This window comes from Opitutaceae bacterium, from assembly GCA_041395105.1.
Classification (GTDB): Bacteria; Verrucomicrobiota; Verrucomicrobiia; order Opitutales; family Opitutaceae; genus B12-G4.
The window spans coordinates 141,339-161,970 of the sequence record JAWLBB010000003.1; the positions used below are offsets into that span (position 1 = coordinate 141,339).

18 protein-coding genes are annotated in these 20,632 nt (G+C 61.1%); 9 read left to right on the forward strand and 9 right to left on the reverse strand.

The genetic code is table 11. The features are described 5' to 3' along the window. The first annotated feature begins 303 nt into the window (after nt 1–303). Entirely contained in the window at nt 304–1,212 is a 909-nt protein-coding gene (locus tag R3F07_12125) for a 1,4-dihydroxy-2-naphthoate polyprenyltransferase (GenBank protein ID MEZ5277119.1), read from the forward strand. Nucleotides 1,213–1,393: 181 nt separating this feature from the next. Here R3F07_12125 and trxA read toward each other — a convergent pair whose 3' ends face one another. From trxA to R3F07_12155, 6 genes are all read right to left on the reverse strand, one after another. Continuing rightward, nucleotides 1,394–1,723, reverse strand: coding sequence for a thioredoxin (gene trxA / locus R3F07_12130; protein ID MEZ5277120.1), 330 nt, complete (start codon nt 1,721–1,723; stop codon nt 1,394–1,396). Between the two features lie 91 nt (nt 1,724–1,814). After that, nucleotides 1,815–2,057: a hypothetical protein gene (locus R3F07_12135; protein ID MEZ5277121.1), complete on the reverse strand. Its 243-nt coding sequence runs from the start codon at nt 2,055–2,057 to the stop codon at nt 1,815–1,817. A gap of 16 nt (nt 2,058–2,073) precedes the next feature. Further along, entirely contained in the window at nt 2,074–2,838 is a 765-nt protein-coding gene (locus R3F07_12140; GenBank protein ID MEZ5277122.1) for a segregation/condensation protein A, read from the reverse strand. A 194-nt stretch (nt 2,839–3,032) separates the two neighbouring features. Then, nucleotides 3,033–4,247 (reverse strand): RsmB/NOP family class I SAM-dependent RNA methyltransferase, encoded by a 1,215-nt coding sequence (locus R3F07_12145; protein ID MEZ5277123.1) that lies wholly within the window; start codon nt 4,245–4,247, stop codon nt 3,033–3,035. Nucleotides 4,248–4,391: 144 nt separating this feature from the next. Beyond that, nucleotides 4,392–6,545 (reverse strand): LPS assembly protein LptD, encoded by a 2,154-nt coding sequence (gene lptD / locus R3F07_12150; GenBank protein ID MEZ5277124.1) that lies wholly within the window; start codon nt 6,543–6,545, stop codon nt 4,392–4,394. A 60-nt stretch (nt 6,546–6,605) separates the two neighbouring features. Next, on the reverse strand, nt 6,606–6,908 hold the full coding sequence (locus tag R3F07_12155; GenBank protein MEZ5277125.1) for a ferredoxin family protein: 303 nt from the start codon (nt 6,906–6,908) through the stop codon (nt 6,606–6,608). Between the two features lie 215 nt (nt 6,909–7,123). Here R3F07_12155 and R3F07_12160 point away from each other — a divergent pair, with 215 nt between their 5' ends. The 7 genes from R3F07_12160 (at nt 7,124) to R3F07_12190 (ending at nt 16,014) form a co-directional block, all read left to right on the forward strand. Continuing rightward, complete coding sequence (locus tag R3F07_12160; protein ID MEZ5277126.1) at nt 7,124–8,551, forward strand: TolC family protein; 1,428 nt, start codon at nt 7,124–7,126, stop codon at nt 8,549–8,551. 7 nt (nt 8,552–8,558) lie between these two features. Continuing rightward, nucleotides 8,559–9,827 carry an efflux RND transporter periplasmic adaptor subunit gene (locus tag R3F07_12165; protein MEZ5277127.1) on the forward strand — a complete coding sequence of 423 codons (1,269 nt, stop codon included), beginning with the start codon at nt 8,559–8,561 and terminating at the stop codon, nt 9,825–9,827. A gap of 200 nt (nt 9,828–10,027) precedes the next feature. Continuing rightward, complete coding sequence (locus R3F07_12170; GenBank protein ID MEZ5277128.1) at nt 10,028–10,771, forward strand: ABC transporter ATP-binding protein; 744 nt, start codon at nt 10,028–10,030, stop codon at nt 10,769–10,771. 24 nt (nt 10,772–10,795) lie between these two features. Then, entirely contained in the window at nt 10,796–12,013 is a 1,218-nt protein-coding gene (locus R3F07_12175; protein MEZ5277129.1) for an ABC transporter permease, read from the forward strand. 479 nt (nt 12,014–12,492) lie between these two features. Beyond that, entirely contained in the window at nt 12,493–14,622 is a 2,130-nt protein-coding gene (locus R3F07_12180) for a DUF3604 domain-containing protein (GenBank protein MEZ5277130.1), read from the forward strand. Between the two features lie 137 nt (nt 14,623–14,759). Then, nucleotides 14,760–15,182, forward strand: coding sequence for a GFA family protein (locus tag R3F07_12185; protein ID MEZ5277131.1), 423 nt, complete (start codon nt 14,760–14,762; stop codon nt 15,180–15,182). 46 nt (nt 15,183–15,228) lie between these two features. Beyond that, nucleotides 15,229–16,014: a phytanoyl-CoA dioxygenase family protein gene (locus tag R3F07_12190; protein MEZ5277132.1), complete on the forward strand. Its 786-nt coding sequence runs from the start codon at nt 15,229–15,231 to the stop codon at nt 16,012–16,014. 110 nt (nt 16,015–16,124) lie between these two features. Here the strand turns inward: R3F07_12190 and R3F07_12195 are convergent, their stop codons facing one another. Next, nucleotides 16,125–17,249: a beta-propeller fold lactonase family protein gene (locus R3F07_12195; GenBank protein MEZ5277133.1), complete on the reverse strand. Its 1,125-nt coding sequence runs from the start codon at nt 17,247–17,249 to the stop codon at nt 16,125–16,127. Nucleotides 17,250–17,653: 404 nt separating this feature from the next. On the opposite strand from R3F07_12195, the gene R3F07_12200 reads away from it, so the two are divergent. Then, nucleotides 17,654–18,340 (forward strand): DUF4386 domain-containing protein, encoded by a 687-nt coding sequence (locus tag R3F07_12200; protein ID MEZ5277134.1) that lies wholly within the window; start codon nt 17,654–17,656, stop codon nt 18,338–18,340. A 304-nt stretch (nt 18,341–18,644) separates the two neighbouring features. Here the strand turns inward: R3F07_12200 and R3F07_12205 are convergent, their stop codons facing one another. Beyond that, nucleotides 18,645–19,889, reverse strand: a complete 1,245-nt coding sequence (locus R3F07_12205) for an acyltransferase family protein (protein ID MEZ5277135.1) — start codon at nt 19,887–19,889, stop codon at nt 18,645–18,647. A gap of 23 nt (nt 19,890–19,912) precedes the next feature. Further along, nucleotides 19,913–20,500 (reverse strand): CIA30 family protein, encoded by a 588-nt coding sequence (locus tag R3F07_12210; GenBank protein MEZ5277136.1) that lies wholly within the window; start codon nt 20,498–20,500, stop codon nt 19,913–19,915. Between the last annotated feature and the right edge of the window lie 132 nt (nt 20,501–20,632).

Genomic DNA, 20,632 nt, shown 5'->3' on the forward strand with positions numbered 1-20,632 from the left:
ATGCGGGCAACCGGATCATTATGAGCAAGGTGGGTTGTTTGATGAGAGAGCGGCGGGTGCGCGGTCGACGGACGCAGGCCGCGTTGCGGCGGAGATGGAAGATGGGAGATGGGAGATCGGGTAGAGGACAGAGGATGGAAGACGGAACGATGGGGACGAAGGACACGAAGGGGAGAGAGTTTTGAGGTGGAGGGTGGGCGTGGCTCTGCAGTTTTTGGGTGGGATCGCTTCTGCGGGTGAATTCCGGATCCTTTCCGAATTCGTGTTGATTCGTGAGGGTTCGTGGGCAGTGATGAACCGATCTTGTCATTTCCCGGTGAACCTCAGCGATCGGGTCGCGGTCTGCGGCCATGGATTTCGGCGGCTCGGCCGAAGACTTTGCCGGCTGCGGTGATTCCCGTGCTGCTCGGGAGTGGGTTTGCCTTGCGGGACGGAGGCACCTTATGGCCGGGCCTGCTCATCTGCCTGATCTTCGCCCTGCTCGTCCAGATCGGAACGAACTACGCGAACGACTATTTTGATTTCGTCAAAGGCGCGGACCGGGATGACCGGGTCGGGCCGAAGCGGGCTGTGGTATCGGGATGGGTCACCCCCCGTGGGATGTTGGTCGCTTCGATCCTGGTTTTTTTGACCGCCTTCTGTGTGGGGCTGGTGCTGGTCGCCTACCGCGGACCGGTCCTCCTGGCCGTTGGGGTCGTCAGCATCCTTTTTGGATTTGCCTATACGGGTGGACCTTTTCCGCTGGCTTACCGGGGTTTGGGGGATCTTTTTGTCCTGATTTTCTTCGGCGGGGTAGCGGTCGGTGGAACCTACTTCGTGATGACCGGTGATCTGACGTTGGAGGTGATGCTGGCGGCGCTTCCAATCGGGCTGCTGGCCACGAATATCCTGGTCGTGAACAATTACCGGGACATGGAAACGGATGCCCGGGCGGCAAAGCGGACCCTGGTGGTCCGTTACGGCAGGGGATTTGCCCGTGCGCAGTATGGGATTTCGCTTCTCGTGGTCTTTGCCCTACCGGTGATTTTTGCGGTCAACCGCAAGGAGGTCTTGCTGTTGCTTCCCCTGCTGGCCCTGCCTTTTGGGTTGCGGGCGTGGGCCCGCCTGACGCCGGATCGATCGCCCGATGAGCTCAACGGCCTGTTGGGTGCGAGTGCCGGTGTGCTTCTGATTTACGGAGTCTGCCTGGCGTTTGCGGTGACGCAAGGGTAGGGCGGACGAGCCGACAGCGCCGAGCCGGCAAATTGTAGTCCCGGCAGTCTCTTGCCGGGTTCTTCCACGCCACGTTGGAGCGCCCCAAGAGACTGGGGCGGCTACAGGAACGGCGTTGGACGCTGGGGCTTGGGCTTCGGAGGACGGCCCGGCGGTCCGTCCCTACCGGGTGGCGGGGCTCTCAGGCGAGGTGCGGCTGGATCTTGGTCTTGAGGTCGGCTTTGCCGACGAGACCGACGAACTGTTCTGCGACCTGGCCGTTCTTGAAGAGGATGAGGGTGGGAATCGCGCGGATACCGTATTGCCCGGCGATGGCGCCGTTCTCATCGACGTCAACCTTGCCGATACTCAGTTTGCCGGACATCTCGGTCGCCAGTTCTTCGAGAACCGGGGCGATCGCCTTGCAGGGGCCGCACCACGGGGCCCAGAAATCGACGAGGACGGGCACCGCGGACGAATCGATGGTGCTTTTGAAATTTTCGGTGGTGAGGTGTTGGATGGCGTCTGACATGAGTGGATTGAGTGGTTAAGCCTCTAGTGGGAATTCTGCAAGCCCGGGACTTTGATGAGATCAAATCACCGAGGCACGGCGTTCAAGAATATCATTTGGGAGTGGACTGCTGGATGATCTCCGCCAACTCGGATTTTTCGACCTGATGCAGCCGTTTGCCTCGGTTCTTCAGCTCCTCGAAGGTCTTCATGACCGTCTCCGTCATCCGCTCGTGCGTTTCCTCAGACCCGCCGACGAGGGAAAACTCTTCCGCGACGGTGACCCGTTTGTGGCCATCGGTATTGTCCAGGCCCAACCCGAGCAGGTGGGCGCGCTGTTCCCGTTTTTGCGTCACTCTACGTGAAGATGCGTCAAGCTTCGGAGGGATCAAGTTCGTTCTCCAAATTAAGACTGTGACAATGAATATCGGTGAAAGCGGCGTTTTGTGTAACCGTGAGCCGCCTCATCCGGACCAGTTCGAGGATGGCGAGGAAGGTGACGACGAGGGTGCGCAGGGTGGTATGTTCCGGGAGGAGGCTGGAAAAGGTGAACGTCTTTTCACGGCCGGCGCGTTCGAGGATCATCTCCATCTGGTCCACCACGGTCGTCCGGTCGTCGGTGATTTCGCCGACCACGAGTTTCTCGGCGAGGCGCCGTAGCACGAGGTTGAAGTTGTTCCAGACATCGAGGCGGTCGATCGGTGCGAGGGGGCGGTCTTCGACTGGATCAAACTGCCCGAAACCATCCCGGGCGATGCGGTTCTGTTCGGCGGAAGACAGGGCGTCCAGCGAAGAGGCGGCATCCCGGAATTTCCGGTATTCGAGCAATTGATGGACCAGTTCCCAGCGCGGGTCGGAGTCATCTTCCTCGGCGTCGGGATCGACTGCCTGATCCTGCTTGGGCAGGAGCATCCGGCTTTTGATCTCCATGAGTGAAGCCGCCATCACGAAAAAGTCGCCGGCCACTTCGAGCTGAAGTTCCTTCATGGCGAAAAGGACGTCCAGGTACTGCTTGAGGACATCGGCGATCGGGATGTCGTAGATGTCGACTTCGCTCTTCCGGATGAGAAAGAGAAGCAGGTCGAGAGGGCCCTCGAAGACCTCGAGTTTGATGGGATGATCGGTTTCAGCAACCATGGGGGAAGAAGCGAGCTTGGCTCGCGAAGATCGGAGATGGAAGATCGGAGATCGGGAAGAGGCCGGTGAGATGAAAGCCGCTCCGCGGCGAAGATAGGAGATGGGAGAGGGGAAGAGGGCGGTGGACTGTGGACGGTGGACGGTGGGAGATGGAAAGTGTGAAGGGGGATGTCGGGGGGTGGGAAGCTTGAATTTCAGGTCGGCGGTTTGCGTTGCAGGATGGCGACGTAGAATCCGTCGCCGTTGAATCGTTCGGGGAGGATGTAGTGACCGGGGCCGGCGGCTTCCGGCAGGTTCAGGGGGTTGGAGGACGGGAATGGGGAGAAGTCCGGATGGCGGGCCAGGAAGGCCTCCACGACCGCTTCGTTTTCTGTCCGACAGAGGGAGCAGGTGGCGTAGACAAGGCGACCGCCGGGTCGGACGCAGTTGGCGGCCTGCCCCAGAATTTCAATCTGCCGCTCGGCCTGTTTTGCGAGGGTCTCCGGATCGGTCTGGTGACGAAGAAACGGATGACGGCGCCAGGTGCCGGAACCGGAACAGGGTGCGTCGACCAGGACTCCGTCAAAGGCCTGTCGGGGCGCATGGCTCAATCGCTGGCTCAGGCATCGGATATTCGCAAGCCCACTGCGTTCGGCCCGTTTCTGCAGTTCGGCCAGGGCGGAAGCCCGGCGGTCCATGGCGGTGACGGATCCTTCGGCACCGACCAGGCCGGCCAGATGCAGCGACTTTCCCCCGGCACCGGCGCAGGCATCCAGCCATTTTTCACCTTTCGCGGGAGTTGCCTGGTGAAGGATGGCCTGGGAACCGATGTCCTGAATCTCGATGCGGCCATCCTTGAGCGCCTCAAGTGAATCCACCTTCGAGCCGGTCGGCACGGCGATGGCGCCGGGCACCTCGCCTGAGGGTTCGGCCTGAAGTCCGTGGTGCCGGAGTTCCGCCACAATGGTCGCGACCGCATCGGGATCCGTCCGAAGCCAGATGGGCGGACGCTTGAGGGTATGGGGGAGGTGGGAGGTTGCGCTGGCGGGGAACTCCGTTGCCACCCAGCCGGGCTCAAGCATCTCGGCGTGGTAGGGCCGGTGGGGGTCGTAGGATGATAGGATGGCGGAGGCCGCCACCGGATCTCCCGGCTTAAGCGAGGCGAGCACCTCCGGCAGGGCGGCCTTCCCCGATGCGGTCTCGGTGGTGGGGTCGGCCAGCAGAATCAGGAATTGGCCGGCGAAGAGAGGGGAGACTGCCCGCAGCGGATCGATCCATTCCCGGTAGCGGAACCAGGTGAAGACGAGTTCGCGATAGAGGCGGCGATCGCGGGAGCCTGCCCCGCGGATCCGTCGGATCTGGTCCTGGACACAGGCGGCCACGTCCTCACCGGGTTTGAGGTGGGGCTCGACGGCATCGATCAGGCGCAACGCGAGATCAAGCTGACGCTGGAGACGGGGAGGGAAGATGGTGGGAGAGCCGCGTGGCGGCGGACGGAGAATTGAACTACCAAGGAACGAAGGGGAGTAAGGGAGGAGGCCGTGGGGCGGTGATGGAGGACGGAGGGCGGTGGGTCAGAAGCCGAGGAAGCGGATGCCGAACTCGAGGCGATTGCCGGTTTCGCGTCGGGGGCCGTCGTAGAAGGTGATGCCGTATTCGATCTCCCAGAGGTTGTGGATATTCTGGGCGATGCGGATGGACGCTTCGTTCAGGATGGAGGTTTTTGCGTCGTAATGAAGGCGCGCGTTGATGGCAAAGGTCTCGTTCACCCGGAACCGGCCATCCATGGTGTACTGCTGGAATTCCCCCTTGAGGAAATCCGTGCCGACACTGAGTTGCCAGTATTCCTGATCGATGAGCGCGAGTTCGGTGTTCAGCTCATCGAGTTCCCAGGTATCCGGATTGATGCGGGTATAGAACCGGGCGCGCAGCCAGGGTGCGGGAGTGAAGTCGAAAAGGGTGTAGATCGACGACGGATCATCCACTGCGGGGTCGTCGTTGAAGCGGATGTCGCCGGCCAGATAGAGGCGGAAGAGATCCCGGGATCCATAGTCCCTGCTCCGGGTCTGGATGGTGTTGTCGAAGCCGATTCGAAGTGTGTTGGTGTCGCTCAGGTCATCGAGAGTGGGTCGGATCTCGGACAGGGAGAGGGGCGGCAGGGCCGTGCTGAATACGTTGCGGTCGATGACCGGGATGATCGATCGGCCCTTCTCCGCATCGGGAATATAGCGGTATTGAAGGGTCGTATTGATCAGGTGGCGCAGTCCATTGATCTCCCAGATGGGCTCCTTGAAGTCGAAATCGGCGAAGCTCTTGATCGAGGCGTCAAAACCAATCTCCCCCAGCCAGCGGGTGTAGCTGTCGGAGCCGTCGACCGTCTTCTCGTAGTGGGTGGCCCGCCCTCCGACCAGGGGGGTGAAGGTCATCCACGGCTGCAGCCGCATGGCCCGGGATAAACCATAGTAGGCGTCGAAGCGGTCGCTCTGGAGCCGGGTCTGGTCGCTGACGTCGGTGTATTCGAGGCGGGCGGCGCTGAGCTGGAGTTCATGGACGAACCCATGACCGATCGCGGTGGGCATGAGGTCGAAGCGGACTTCCGGGAGCCGCTCGGTCATGGCGAAGAACTCGTTGGCCTGGTAGCGTCCGAACAGGCTGACCTGGTAATTGGAACCCCGGTAGGCGGCCTCGACGTAGGTGTCGGGCTGCTGCGATTGATCGAAGAGGGAGGGGCGGAAGTCGCGGGTGACCTCCGAATCCGACCAGGCGTTGACCAGTGCCGTCAGTGAGAGCCGGTCATTGACGTCCTGGTAATGTTCCCAGGCCAGGAAGTAGCGATCGGTATCGATCGGGTCGCCGAGAACATCGGTGCCCCGCTCTCCCGTGTCGTGGATGGTGTTGAAGCGGAAGACCCCGGCGGCCCCATTCCCGTCGTTGCCGGGCCGATAGCGGAGGATCGGCCCCCAGAGAATCCCCCGTTCGCTGAAATAGCCGAGGAAGCCGCCAACATCCAGACCCGACCCGAGGCCGACCGTCATCCCGAACCCGGCGAAGGCGCCGAGATAAGAGCTGTAGCCCGCATAGCCTTCGAGATACGGTTCGCCGAAATCGATATCGCCGCTGACGCCCGGCGCGAAGAAAACGGGGACGTTGCCGAGCCGCACCACCAGTCGATCCGCCTTGATCCTGCGGTCGCCGAAATAGTGGAGGGCATCAGCGGTCGCACGGGGAGCCAGGGTGGCCGGTTCCCCGTAGAAGATCACGGGGTTCTCGGTGGTGAGGTCGTCAACCGTGCCGCCCGCCCGATCGCCGGCCACGTAGCCGGGGGGCTGCCCGAGACGAAACCGGGTCAATTCGGCTCGTTTCTCCTTGGGCCAGTATTCCACCTTGTCCGCAAGGAGGCGGTAATTCTCCTTCATGATGACGACGTGGCCGCTGGCCTCGGCCCGCCCCCCGGTCTGGCTGTAGCGGATTTCATCCGCCACCAGAAGCCAGCCGTCGTAACTCAGCCTGGCATTCTGCCGGGCCACCATCTGCCCCGTCCGGTCATCGTATTCGATCGGGGCTTCGGAGGTAAGCTCGATCCCGGTCTCCGGGCTTTCGACCGCTGCGTGCAGTCCGGACCCGACGAACGGGCTTCCGAGAAGCAGGGCGAAGGCTGGCAGGAGACTCTTGAGGGCGCGGACCACGAAGCGAGATTTCCGCTCCGTTCGACCGATGTCGAGCGACAACTCGGAGAGGAAACGGAGGGCAGATCCTCTCCGGCCCTGCCTTTCCGGTTGTTTCAGGGGTCAGGCGGCGTTGGGATCAACGCACTTCGGCCCCTTGAGGGCGTCCTTGACCTCGACAATGACGGGATACTTGTCGGCCTCGTTGGCATTCATCTCGACGAACTCCTTCCACTCTTCCGGGACGTCGTAATCCGGAAAGATGGCTTCGACCGGGCACTCGGGAACGCAGGCATTGCAGTCAATGCACGTCTCGGCATTGATATAGAGCCGATCGGGCGCTTCATGAAAGGCCTCGACCGGGCAGACCGCGGCACAGCTGGTGTATTTGCAATCGACACAGAGACCGGTAACGACGTAAGCCATGGGTGATTTTCAGAGGTGAGTTCGGGGTGAATAAGCGAAGAAGAAGTCACGGGAAGATGAAGCAATCCGCTTGGAACTCAAGTCCCGATGAGGGGTAAATGCCCGTCATCGGATCCGCCCGGATGCCCAGATGCCCACCTCCGGAGAATTCCCCGGAGCAGAGTGTAACTTCCCGAGCCACGCCCCGTCTTTCTCATCGTTCCCCTCATCCTATCATGTTCTCGTCACTGTTGTCCGGGTCGGGTTCCCGTCGTGGTTTATCCTTGTTCGCCGCTCTGCTCCTTTCTGTCCCCGGGCTTCCAGCCCGGGAGGCCGAGCCGGCGGCCACGCCCGCCGGTGATATTCCGAACGAACCCCGTCTGATCACTCTATCCGATGCGATCAGCATGGCGTTGGACCGGAACCTCCAGCTCAAGCGGTCGGGAGTCGACGTGGAGATCCAGCAGAACCAGGTCGAGGCGGCGCGGGGCAATTTCCAACCCAATCTGACAGCCACGGCCTCTGACACCGTGCGCTACGCCGGCAGTGGTCTGGAGAGTGTCTGGGATGATGGCCAGTGGACGAACAGCCTGTCCGCGGCCCTGAGCTCGGCGATGATTCTCTACAACGGCGGGGGCAACGATGCTTCGCTGGCCCGGGCCCGGGCCGATCTGGAGGCGAGCCGGCTCGATTTCGACCGGGATCGGCAGTCGATTCTCTTCCAGGTGGTCGGCCAGTACCTGCAGGCTGTCCTCCGGCTTAAGGAGATCGATATCCAGAGGGAGGAACTGGCATCACGCCGGGTGGTTCTCGACCGCATCAAGGCCGACGTGGAAAACGGAATCCGGATCCAGTCGGAGGTTCTCCGGCAGGAGGCCCAGGTGGCCATCAGCGAACGTCTGCTGGCCGAGGCGATTCGCAATTACCAGACCAGTCTGTATGGCCTGAAGGACCTGTTACTGATCAGTCCGTCCGAGTCGATCAGCTGCGCGATACCTCCCGATCGATGGATGGCGGCGGAGAGTCTTTCCGAGCCGGATCGGGAGGTGTCGATCAATGCGGCCTGGGACCGGGTGGATCTTGAGGCGCAGCGCTATCGTCTCGAGGCGGCCAGGGAGGACATCCGTGTGGCTCGTTCGGGCGCCTTGCCCGTGGTTTCGGCCCTGGCGGGCTTGCGATCCGGCTACAACAGCCGCGGTTATGGTGATTTCGGCAGCCAATTCGGTGAATACCAGCCTGAGGTCAGCGGCGGTCTTTCGATCGCGATTCCCATTTTCGACCGGAAACGGCACGAGACGGATCTGGTCCGTTCCAAACTGTTTCTTCGGCAGGAGGAGTACTTCATGGAAGGTCTGATGCAGGCCGCCGAGACTGACGTGCTGCAGGCCATCCTCGACTTCAATACCTCGAAGATCCGCCTGAAGGCCGCCCGGGATCAACTGCTGGCGAGTGAAGCGGCCCTTGAGGCCGAGGAGGCCCGTTACGAAGCCGGTGCTTCGACCATTCTCGATGTGAACAGCCTGAGGACCCTTCGGGTGGAAGCGGCTGTCGCGGTGGAGGAATTCCGCTTCGATCTCTTTGTGACGCGGCTCGGGGTGACTTTCCAGGATGGCACCATCGAGTCGTTTCTGATGCAAACCCTGGCCGTCCCGTTTTCCAATTGATCCACCCATGAAGAGCAAGTTTCTGATCCTGTTGATTGTCGTGGTCGCGGCCGGTGCCGGCTGGTATTTTCTCCGACCGAAGAAGGTGGAGACCGCGGCCGGACCGGCCTATGAATACGCCCAGGTGGAGCGAAAGACCGTTCAGAACATCGTTTCCGCCACCGGCACCCTCGCCGCCCGCGAGTTGGTCGAGGTGGGAACCCAGGTTTCGGGAACGATCCAGAAGGTCCTGGCCGACTTCAATGACAGGGTGGAGGAGAACCAGCTGATCGCATTGATCGACACCTCCGTGCTTGATGCCCAGGTCAAGAGCTCCGAGGCCGACCTGATGCGGGCCACCGCCCAGTTGCGCCGCGCGCAGATCGACCTCGATCGATTCAAGCCGGTCCACGAGCGGGGCTTCCTTTCGGACAACGACTTTGTCACATACGAAATCGCCGTTCAGACTGCGGAAGCCGGAGTGCTCAGTGCCGAGGCCTCGCTCGACCGCAGCCGTCGCAACCGGCAGTTTGCGGAGATCCGGGCGCCGATTTCCGGAGTTGTCATTGATCGGAATGTGGAGCCGGGTCAGACCGTTGCGGCCAGTCTGAATACACCGAGACTCTTCACCATCGCCCGTGATCTCTCCCAGATGGAAATCCTCGCCAACGTGGACGAGAGTGATATCGGGCAGATCAAGGTGGGCCAGGATGTGAAATTCTCCGTGGCCGCTTATCCCGATGATCCGTTCACCGGGAAAGTCGATGCGATCTACCTTCAGCCGGAAGTCATTCAGAACGTCGTCAACTACACGGTGGTGGTGGAGACGGAGAACCCGAACGGCCGGCTCCTGCCCGGGATGACCGCAACGGTGGACTTCATTGTGGATGCCACCGAGGATGCCCTGACCCTGCCGGCCGCGGCCCTCAATCTGAAGATGAACGAGGCCATGATCGCCGTCATGCAGGCGCGCCGCCAGCAACGTGCGGCCCAGGGTGGCGGAGGGGGCGGTGGAGAGGGGGGCGGCCGCCCGGGCGGATTCGGTGGCGGCGACGCCGCCGGAGCCCGTCGCAATTTCGCCATGCTCTGGTATGAGGAAGGCGGGGAGCTGAAATTCCTGCCGGTGCGCAAGGGGGTTTCCGACGGCGTCTCGACCGAGGTTCTGCCGATGCGCGATGCCGTGATCAAAGAGGGCATGACCTTCATCTCCAAGGTGAACAATCCCGCGGCTCCTCCCGCCGGCGGATCCACCTCCCAAGGCGGACCTCCCAGCGGCCTCCGGCGCCTCGGGTTCTGAGTGATGAACAACGAAGTCATCTCTTCGAGGCTGGATGTAGCCACTTCGCTGCATCGAAGTGTATTCCACTGTAACTTGAACGCCGGCACAGCGGTGTTGCTACACTGTTCAGAATTCGACTCGTCTCTGAGCCGACACAGAGTCTGTCGCTGGAACGGTCTCTTTCCCAGCCCTGCCCACCGGATCTGTGATCCCACCTGATGCCTTCCGTCATCCATACCGATGGTCTGAAGAAGACCTACTTCCTGGCGGAGCCGGTCCATGCCCTCCGCGGCGTCAATCTCTCGATCGAGCCGGGTGAATTCGTCAGCGTCATGGGGGCTTCCGGCTCCGGGAAATCCACCCTCATGAACATCATCGGCTGTCTCGACCGGCCGACCGAGGGACGCTACCTCCTCGATGGAATCGAGGCGAGCAAGCTCAGCCGCAATGAACAGGCCGACATCCGCAACCAGAAGATCGGATTTGTCTTCCAGGGCTTCAACCTGCTCTCACGAACCACCGCCCTGGACAACGTGGAACTGCCCCTCATTTACCATCGGGGCGTGCACATGCGGAACTCGAAGGAACGTGCGGTGCAATGCCTCGAGCGGGTCGGCCTGGGAAACCGGATGGACCATCATCCCCAACAGTTGTCCGGCGGGCAGCAACAGCGGGTGGCCATCGCCCGGGCCTTGGTCAACAGTCCCGCCTTGATCCTGGCCGACGAACCGACCGGCAATCTCGACAGCCGCACCTCGATTGAGATCATGGGGCTTTTTCAGGAGCTCAACACAAAGGAGGGCGTCACGATTGTCCTGGTGACCCACGAACCGGAAATCGCGCGCTACACCCGGAGGTGCGTCGAAATGCGCGACGGAGTCATCGTCAGGGATGAGGAAGTGAAGAACCGCCGGGATGCCGCACATGACCTCGAGGTCTTCACCGGTGTCATCGGCATCTGAATACAGGTAATCCCGGAACCGATCATGAAAATCTTCAAGCTTCTCGAAATCGCCCGGAGCAGTCTGCTCAAGAACCGCACCCGCAGCCTGCTGACCATGCTCGGCATCGTTATCGGGGTGGCGGCGGTCATTGTCATGGTCGCGGTGGGCGAGGGCGCCCAGAGAAACATCAAGGAGCGGATCGAATCAATGGGGACCAACCTCATCATGGTCCGGGGCGGCGCCAACTTTTTCGGGGGCGTCAGCCGCGGCGCCGGCAGCCGGGACGTCCTGACGCTCAAGGACGAGGAGGCCATCCGGACCCAGGCCACCCACGTCATGGCGGTTTCCGGGATCGCCAACGTCAACGGCCAGGTCATCGGGGCGGGGAAGAACTGGTTTACCCAGGTCCAGGGGGTCTCCACCGAATACCTCATCATCCGGAGCTGGCCGCTGGAGGACGGGGCCTTCTTCACCGAGCGGGATATCAAGGCCCGGACCAAGGTGGCGGTGATCGGAGCCACCGTGGCGGAGAATCTTTTCGAAGGGCAGTCCCCGATCGGACAAAGTCTCCGCATCCGCAACGTGCCCTTCAAGGTGGTGGGCGTGCTGGGAAAGAAGGGCCAGAATTCATTCGGCCAGGATCAGGACGACGTTATTCTCATACCGGTCACCACCGCCGTTTACCGACTGAAGGGCGATCAATACCTCAACATGATTTATGTCAGCTCCAACAGTGTGGAGGAGATGGCGGCCGCCAGTGCCGAAGTGGAGGAGATTCTGCGCCGCAATCACAAGTTGATCGAGGGACAGGAAAACGATTTCAATCTTCGTACCCAGACGGAGTTGACCGACATGTTCTCCTCGACGACCAAGGCATTGACCATGCTGCTCGGGGCCATCGCCGGCGTTTCCCTCATTGTCGGCGGGGTCGGCATCATGAACATCATGCTGGTCTCAGTGACGGAACGGACCCGGGAGATCGGTATCCGGGTGGCGGTCGGCGCCCGCAGCCTCGACGTGATGGTGCAATTTCTGATCGAGGCGATCGTGTTGAGCTTCGTGGGCGGGCTGATCGGGGTGGGCATCGCCTGGGGGGTCTGTGCCCTCTTGACCGCCAACTGGGGGATGACCGCGATCATCCAGCCGGGGATCGTCATTCTCTCGCTGGCCGTTTCCGGGTGCATCGGGGTCTTCTTCGGACTCTACCCGGCCCGCAAGGCCGCCCGCCTGGATCCGATCGACGCGCTGAGACACGAGTAGGGCGATTGGGCGGTGGGTGGATGGGGATGGGAGGAAGAAGAGGTCGGAGATCAGAGGACAGATGTCGGGAAGAGTGAAAGCCGCTCTGCGGCGAAGATCCGGCTACTCGCTGATACGCCGGGACGAGTGGGAGATGGGAGATCGGGTTGAGGTCAGATGTCGGGAAGAGGGGGAGAGGATTGAACTGCGAAGGAACGAAGTTAACGAAGGGGAGGAAAGATGGGAGATGGGAGATCGGGTAGAGGACAGATGTCGGAAAGAGGGCGGGAGAATTGAACTGCCAAGTAACGAAGGGGAAAAAGGGAGGAGGCCCTGGGGCGGAGACGGAGGGCGGTTGTATTCACTTTTCAACCAAACGTAGCAGACTACGTTTGGTTTCTTGATGGAAAACAAACCCGTCTATACTACGTATTGTTTTCGACGAGCGTGAACCGCTCCGGACTTTACCGCGACCGCCGTGTGCCTCATGCTCTCTGCCGATGAAAAGACGATCGAACGGCCCGACCCCCGAACCCATGGACCTGGGCACCGCGCGGATCCGCCCGGCAGGGCGCATGGCGGCCGGTTCCTGGACCACTCTCCGCTGGACCTACACGACGGGGCACCCGATCGATGACACGGGATCGATCAAGATCGCTTTTCGCTACGCCGGGGATTTCGGGGTTCCCCAGATGGCCGACCCGAAGGCTCCGAACTACTGCTCGATCGGCACCTCGGGCGATTGCCGGATCGAGGCGCGTTGGGATCCGAAGGGGCACACCCGTCCCTGGGATCGGACGTTGTTTCTGAAGGTCATGGGCGGGTACCTCGATCGGGGCGACACGGTCACGGTTCTCTTTGGCGACCGGTCTGGCGGGAGCCCCGGATGGCGGGTGCAGACCTTCTGCGAGGACAGTTTCGAGTTCAAGACCCTGGTGGATCCCATTGCCTCCTACCAGTTCAGGGAGTTGCCTGTTTCGCCCACCCTGAAGATCGTGCCCGGGCAACCGGTCCGGGCGGTCTGTATCGCCCCGAGCCTGGTGGAGAAGGGCAGGGCGTTTCACTTCCATCTGAAGAGCGAGGACGCCTGGGGCAACCCGGTTCGGCGTCCGGGACGGCACCGTCACCCCGGGTTCGCGGGATCCGGCTTTCGAACCGTGACCGGAAAGGACCCGAAAACAGGACTGAAGGCAACGAGCAACCCGGTTGAGGTTGTCGAATCCCTGCCCACCCTTCGGCCTTTCTGGGCCGATCTCCATGGTCAGTCGGAGGAGACCATCGGGACCAATACAATCGCCGACTACTTTCGGTTCGCCCGCGATTATGCCCGGGTGGATATCGCCGCCCACCAGGGGAACGACTTCCAGATCACGGATGCGTTCTGGAAGGAGATCAACCGGGTCACCCGCAGATTCTACGAACCGGGCTCCTTCGTCACCTTTCCGGGTTATGAGTGGAGCGGCAATACGCCCCTGGGGGGCGATCGCAATGTCTGGTTCACCAGTGAAGGTGGTCCGATCATCCGGAGTTCCCTCGAACTGTTGCCCGGCGCCAGATCGGAGTGGTCAACCGCGGCAACGGCCGCGGATCTTTTTGCGGCGCTTCGCGATCAGGTCCGGCCCGAGCCTCTGTATGGCGCGCACGTCGGCGGGCGCTACGCGGATCTGGCCACTCACGATCCCGGGCGGGAGTTTGCCGTCGAGGTTCACTCGGCCTGGGGAACCTTCGAGTGGATGATCGATGAAGCCCTGCAGCGGGGATACCGCATCGGCATCGTGGCCAATTCCGACGGACACAAAGGGCGGCCGGGGGCGTCTTATCCGGGCGCGGGGAAGTTCGGCTCGCTCGGCGGGCTGACCTGTTACCTGGCCCGTCGCCTGGATCGCCGGGGCATCCTGGAGTCGATGCAGGCGCGCCGTTTTTATGCCACGACCGGGAACCGGCCTCTGATCGCGTTTTCAGCCACAAACGGAGTGTCCGGATATTCGGTGCCGATGGGCGGAGTGCTCGAGGTGGAAGGTGGCGAGGTGAGTTTGTCCGGACGCGTGGTGGGAACGGGTCCGGTGCAGGAAGTCCAGATCCGGGGGAAGAATGGGGTGCTCCGTTCATTCAGAAATTTCAAACCCGCAGATCTCGGTTCGAGGATCAGGATTACCTGGCGCGGAGCCAAGGTCAGGGGGCGGGACCGGATGGTGCGGTGGGACGGATCGTTGAAGGTGACGCGAAACCGGATTCTCGACATCCAGCCGATCAATTTCTGGAATTCTTCGGCTCAGCCAAAGGTCGAGCGCGATCGGGAAGTCGCATGGGAGTCGGTGACGACCGGAGGTGTCGCGGGAGTGATCCTGCGGCTTTCCAGCGCCACGGCGGGTTCCATTCAGATTGTCACACCTCAGGGTGTGGCGACAGTGAATCTTCGAGCAATTGGTGAAGAAGGCCGAATCTGGAAATACGGTGGATTGAATTGCGAATTGCGGATTGAGCGGCTGCCGGACGTTTCCCCGCCTGCGAAGATGGACGTCGAACTGCAGCTTGCGGAACTGCCGAAGGGGGACCACCCCTTTTACCTGCACCTCGTCCAAGAGGATGGGCACATGGCATGGACGAGCCCGATCACCGTTGTCTCCTGAGCATGCAGGGAGATGGAGGAGGATCCGGTTCTACTGGCATCGACAACCGCGTGGCTCAGGGATGTTTCTTTTTTGGGGTTCGCCTCACTTAGGGTTCGTCTACCCTGCTTTTTTCGGAAATGGATGAGCGATAGATCATGAGCACACCGGCCAATTCGATTGATGCACACGCCTTGAAAGGAATGTGTTATTGCGGCGCCGTCCAGTTTGAGGTCGCCGATGCGTTTTCCTATTCCCTGAACTGCCATTGTTCCGATTGCAGACGGACCACGGGATCCGCCTTCAAGCCGTTCGCCGGGATCCTGCGGCAGGAACTCTCCGTCACCAAGGGTCAGGATCGGCTTCTGATCTACGGAAAAGAGGCGGCTCACGACGTTCACTGCGCGGTATGCGGGTCTCTCCTGTATTCCGTCGTGCGCGAAGAGAAATATGTGCACGTTCCTTTGGGAGCGCTCGTCGATGAGCCGTCGATCCGGCCGACCGCCCATATCTGGGTCAGCGACAAGGCCCCCTGGTTCACGATCACGGACAATCTGCCCCAGCACGCCGAATCTGGCTGACAGAACGGGCCGATCCCTGCCAGATCCGATCCATTCCCGAATCCCGATGACCCCATCCATCGAAACCACCCTGCAGACCTTTCATGCCGACGGTTACGCCCTGGTGCCCGGAGTCCTCGATGCTGTCGAAGTGGCGACGCTTCGCGCAACTGCCGACCGGTTTATCGATCATCCGGAAGCAATCGATCCGAGCTTCATCCAGCAGGTCTATGGAACGACCGTTTTGAGAAACACCCAGTCGCTTGACCCGGTATTCTGCGAGCTGCTGGGCAGGAAGGCATTTGTCGATCTGGCCGCCGCGCTTCTCGGACCCGATTTCGGATTTTGTGGTCAGAACGTGATTCGAAGCGGCAAAGGGGAGGCTATTTCGATCTGGCACGTCGATGACGAATTGGAGGTCCCGCTTCCCGACAACGTGCCAAGTCACAATAGGGCGATGCATCTTCCTGTCATCTGGTTCAGCTTCCAGATCGCGCTTTCGGATATTCTGACTCCGGACGACGGTGCCACCGAGGTGGTTCCTGGCAGTCATTATTCTGGCCGGGTTCCTCCGCGAAACCGGATCGATCCCGATGAGAACGACCTTCCGAGTTTCGAGGGGCGCCGTGCCGAACCGATCCTCTGCCGGGCCGGCGATGTTTACCTTTTCAATCACCAGCTCTGGCACCGGGGACGCCCGAACCGGACAGGAAAGATCCGCTACCTGATGCAGAACCAATACTGCCGGTCCTGGGTTCTGCGTCGGTTCGGATCCGGACCCCACCGGGACTGTCACCTGCCCGCCGAGGCGGCGGACAGACTCTCTGCGGAAACCCGACGGTTCTCCGGCTAGTCAAGGCGAACTGACCGGGAATCGGCGACGGGCGGTGAGCGGGCAGGCAACAGGCCGCATCGGGACGCGATGCGGCCTGAATAAGTGACAGTCGAGCGGATAGCGCTTGTCTACCGTGCCGCCAGCCCGTTGCTACCGGCCGGAACCCCAACTCCGTCTTCGACCGGGGTCAGGCTCCCGTCACGGCCGACGCGGTAGCCGGTGATTGCGTTGGTGCCGCCGCTCAGCGCATAGACGAAGCGCCCGTCCCGGGTCGTGGCCATGTCGATTGGCATGCTGCCCTTCCCGGTGGATGCGGTGACGCCGTCCGATTCGAGCAGGCGAAGGGTTCCATCGCGCCGGATCTGCAGGCCGGTGATGGTGGAACTGCCGGTATTGGTGGCGTAGGCAAAACGCCCCAGCTTGTCGACCGCGATCCAGCAGGCGGCAGTCTGGGTGGTGGCGAGTGCACTCGTCAGGGTGGTCAGCATCCCGTCCGGACCGACAGCGTAGGAGGAGACCGTGCTCGCACCGGGTGCGCCGCCTGCGGCTTCGGATACAATCAGCCGACCCCAGCGATCAAAGGCAAAGCCGAAGGGTGTCTGGCCGTTGGATGCCTGCGGGATGGCGACTGAGGCGAGACCGCTGTGATCGACCGTGAAGGTGGTAAGGCGGTCCGTGCCCTTTTCCGACACTATGAGGACGTTGCCGCGCCTGTTGAAGCTGACCTGGGCCGGACCGACGGAAGCTGCGCTGAGTGCGCGGGATGAGCCGGGAATTGGAATCAACCTTCCATCCTCTTGGTCAAGAACGAAGCCCGTGATGGAGTCTGCCCCTCCGCCCGCATTGAGGACATAGACGATCTCGTCGTCGATCGCGATGCTCAACGGGGTCTCGCCACCCGAAGGCACGATGTCCCTGAGAATGAGGCCGTCGCCATTCACTTTGAACAGTGAAACTTCCGATGAACCGGCATTGACCGCGAGCAGCCAATTGCCCTGGAGGATGAGACCGCCCTGGTTGCCGAGTCCGCCACCGGTACCGAAACCCCCGGTGGGAAAGTCGTCGACCGGCTTCAGTTTTCCACTGGGCAGACGGTCGAAGACAAGGATGCGGTTCCCGTCGGCCGCGTTCGACATGGTGTAGACGGAGCCCGGCCCGTTATGCCCGGCTCCATTGCTGGCGGAAGCGACACCAGCGGCGAAAAGCAGTGCGGCCACGGCCGCCATGGCGTGAGTGAGTTTGCGTGAGAACATATGCGTATTGATTTTATTGAGACCACTGTTGTGTCGCGTCCTCCGGATAACCCGACGTTGAATGCACGTGTAGGGATGTGAGTCACTCCCGGAGAGTTTATTTCCAACTATCTCATCACCGTGTGGTCGCTCGGTCTGTCCGTGGTCTTCCGGGGAAACCGGTCGGAATGCCATCATGGCCCTCGCAACCTGACGAGATGATTGAGTGGAGCGCCTCAACAGGGAAGACTGTCTGCCGCCCGGAATCGGGCTGTCGACAGGCTCGACTTCGAGCACGTCAGCGTCAGGGTGAACCTTCTTCTGCGATCCTCATCCGCATTCTGAATGTTCCTGTCTCCGGACAGGGAATGCCGATGGCATCGTTCCCGCCACTGAAACCTCCCGATCATCACCCATCCACGACCATGAATAATCCTCAATCTACGGGAAGGCTCGTTGGCAGCCTCGTCCTTACCCAGATTCTGGGCGGCTTTCTGGTCAACTTCGTGTTGACCGCGCCCTTGTTCGGCCCACCAGGGTTCCTGATCAGTGCGTCCGCTCATTCCGGCCGGATCGCACTTTCGGCCCTCGTCGGAATCGTGCTTGGAATGCTCTCTGTCGTCATTGCGATCGCGGTCCACTCTGTGGTGGGTGACCGTGCCAGGAGCCTGACCCTTTTCCTGTTTGCCCTGGCCACCGTCAGCCTTGCCGCGACTGTAGTTGAGCAGATGAACGTGATTTCCATGCTGTCCCTGAGCAAGGCCTACGCCGCGGCGTCGGCTGCTGAACAGGCGGATTTCCAGGGACTGCGCTTGGTGGTAGCCGCTGCGCGAAACTCTTCGCACTACATCGGTCTGGCAGTCGCGGGAACGATGCTTCTTGTCTTCTACGTTACCCTGTTCCGGACAAAGCTGATCCCGGGCGCCCTCGCGGTGTTCGGCGTTGCCGCCTCCTTTGTCCAGATCATTGCGGTGGTCATGCCACTCTTCGGAAAATCCGTCGTCTTCTTCCTGCTGGCGCCGTTGGGGGTCTGTCAGTTGGTCCTGGGTTTTTGGCTTCTGGCAAAGGGATTTCGCGGAATCCAGAGCGAGGGGAGTCGCGTCGGCGCCTGAACCTTCCCTCAGGCACACCCGAACCGGCCTGTGCCTGGTTCGGGAATTGCGGCGTTATTCAAACCGTCAATCCGGCTCATCCCGGCATCGATTGCCATCGGCATTCCCGGTGTTTCCGGATTTGTCGTAGAAGGGGAAAGCACCGGCCGAGACGGCTGGAGATCATATCCAACTTCATCGTGCCAAGGGAACAGCCCGTTTCAATATCCCCACCGGCGGCTGAGGTTTTGGGCCATACCCCTTTACCCGACACAGGAAGACCCACCGATGTGGGAGATTCCCTGAAGGTGAGCCGCCGGAATGGCTACTGCGCAGTCTGAACCCCGAAAGAACGCGGCTTCCGGAAGAGAACGCGCTCACGACGACGTCCGTTGAGTATTTTTCCGATCACCGTGGAACGCACGAACAGGTCGTACATCACGAGGGCGATTCCCACGGTGATCGCGGAGATCGCAATCAACTTCAGGGACCAGTGCCAGGGCAATTCGGCGAGGGCGACCTGCAACCAGACGACGATCGGCAGATGGACGAGGTAGAGCCAGTAGGACGAGTCTGCCAGATAGCGCAGCCCCGGGCTTCCCTTTGTGATCAACTTGGCGAAGACACCGATCACCAGAAAGGCAAGCGACCACATGAGCGCGGCGTAGCATACCGCATAACCCACCCGAAACTGGCTGTAGTGCGGATCCGACATATCCATCTGCTTCCGGGCGAGGACCAATGTCCCCACAATGGCGAGTGCCACCAGAACGCACCGGGACAGATTGAGCTCCGTCAATCTCGGCAGCCAGTCGGCTTTGCGGTGCAGCATCCAACCCAGCCCGAAGAAGCCCGTGTAGACAAGCGTGACCGGGATATGCGGTCGCAGCGATTGATCCGGTGTATCCATTCCCCAGCCATTCATGAACCAGAGAGCGATCGCCGTCGGAATGACAAAAGCCACGGCGGGCAGTCGCATTCGGGCGATCCGCTCGATAGCGGCGTCCCCCAGGTCGCGCAAGCGACTGGAAACAACCTCCGAAAAGCAGAGCACCCACCTCGAAATGAGAGCCCCTGCCGTCGCCAGCATCAGATAGTAGAGGAACCAAAGGTGGGTTCCCGTAAAGACGCCCATGGGCAGGGATTGGAGCGACGCGATTCCGCCACGCAATCCTGCCATGACATCCACGTCACCCTGCAGACTGGTTGCGCCCATGATCCAGCCGGATACGAGCAGTGGGCGGAGCAGAAACCATCCGATGACAAATGGAATCCCGAGGCGGAACAGGCGCGACTTTGCGAACGCGGCCACCCCTTTTCGATGATAGGTCATATGGCTGAAGTAGCCCGCGACGAGAAAGAACAGTCCCATCCGAAACGAATGACTGATTGTCATGAAGGACGGCACGACAACACCCGTGGAGACGTCCATCACGGCCCATCCGATATACAAGGGAAGGAAGGAGAGGCTGGCGTGAAAGACAATGCCCAGCAGTAGCGCGAAGGCGCGTACGGCATCGAGGTAGTCGAGACGACCGGTGCTGCCCGGTGAGTTCATGGTGGATTTCATTCGAATAAGGGATCTGTCTGCGCTCAATAGAACCCGATTTCGTCGATATCGTAGGCCACTTCCGACGGTTGCACACCGAACGCCACAATACTCACGCTTGCGATGGTGGCGGCATCGAGCGATGTCTGCGGCGACCAGGCGCGCTTCATGGAGCTGAAGGGGATATCCACGACATTATAGTCGCCGGATGGACGCGGGATGACAGCGGAATGGTAGTCGAAATTGTCGACCATCGTACTGTTGGCAGAGACCGAGACCATGCCCTTGCGAATGCGTATCCGTATCCGGATGCCTTCGAATTGGCTGAGATCCCTGCCTGATCCATCGGCAGTCGCCGGCAGGGCCAGGCTCACCCAGCCGGGTTGTCCGCGGGCGGGGACGATCTTGCCGTCGGCCGAAAGCACGCCCGCTTTGACGCTCATCGCGAGTTGCGATTTTCCTCCAACCGAAGAATCGTCGACCACGATGCGCGGGGTGTTGATACTGGTCGTCTCTGGAGCACTGAAATCGTCCAGCAACAATCCGCCTTCGCCCGCGACGGCTGTGTGGGTGACCAGGAAGGTGGAGACGATCGTGGCAACGGCCAGAAGTGATTTAGTCAGAGTATTCATGAGTTCGGTTTCAGTTGTATTCTTGTTTTGGTCGGCGTGCGTCTATCGAGCCCACAACCGGTTTTCAGTGACAAGTGCCCCGTTTGTCCGAAAAGGTGACAGGGTTTCTCGGAAAACTTGCCGTGAGTTCAG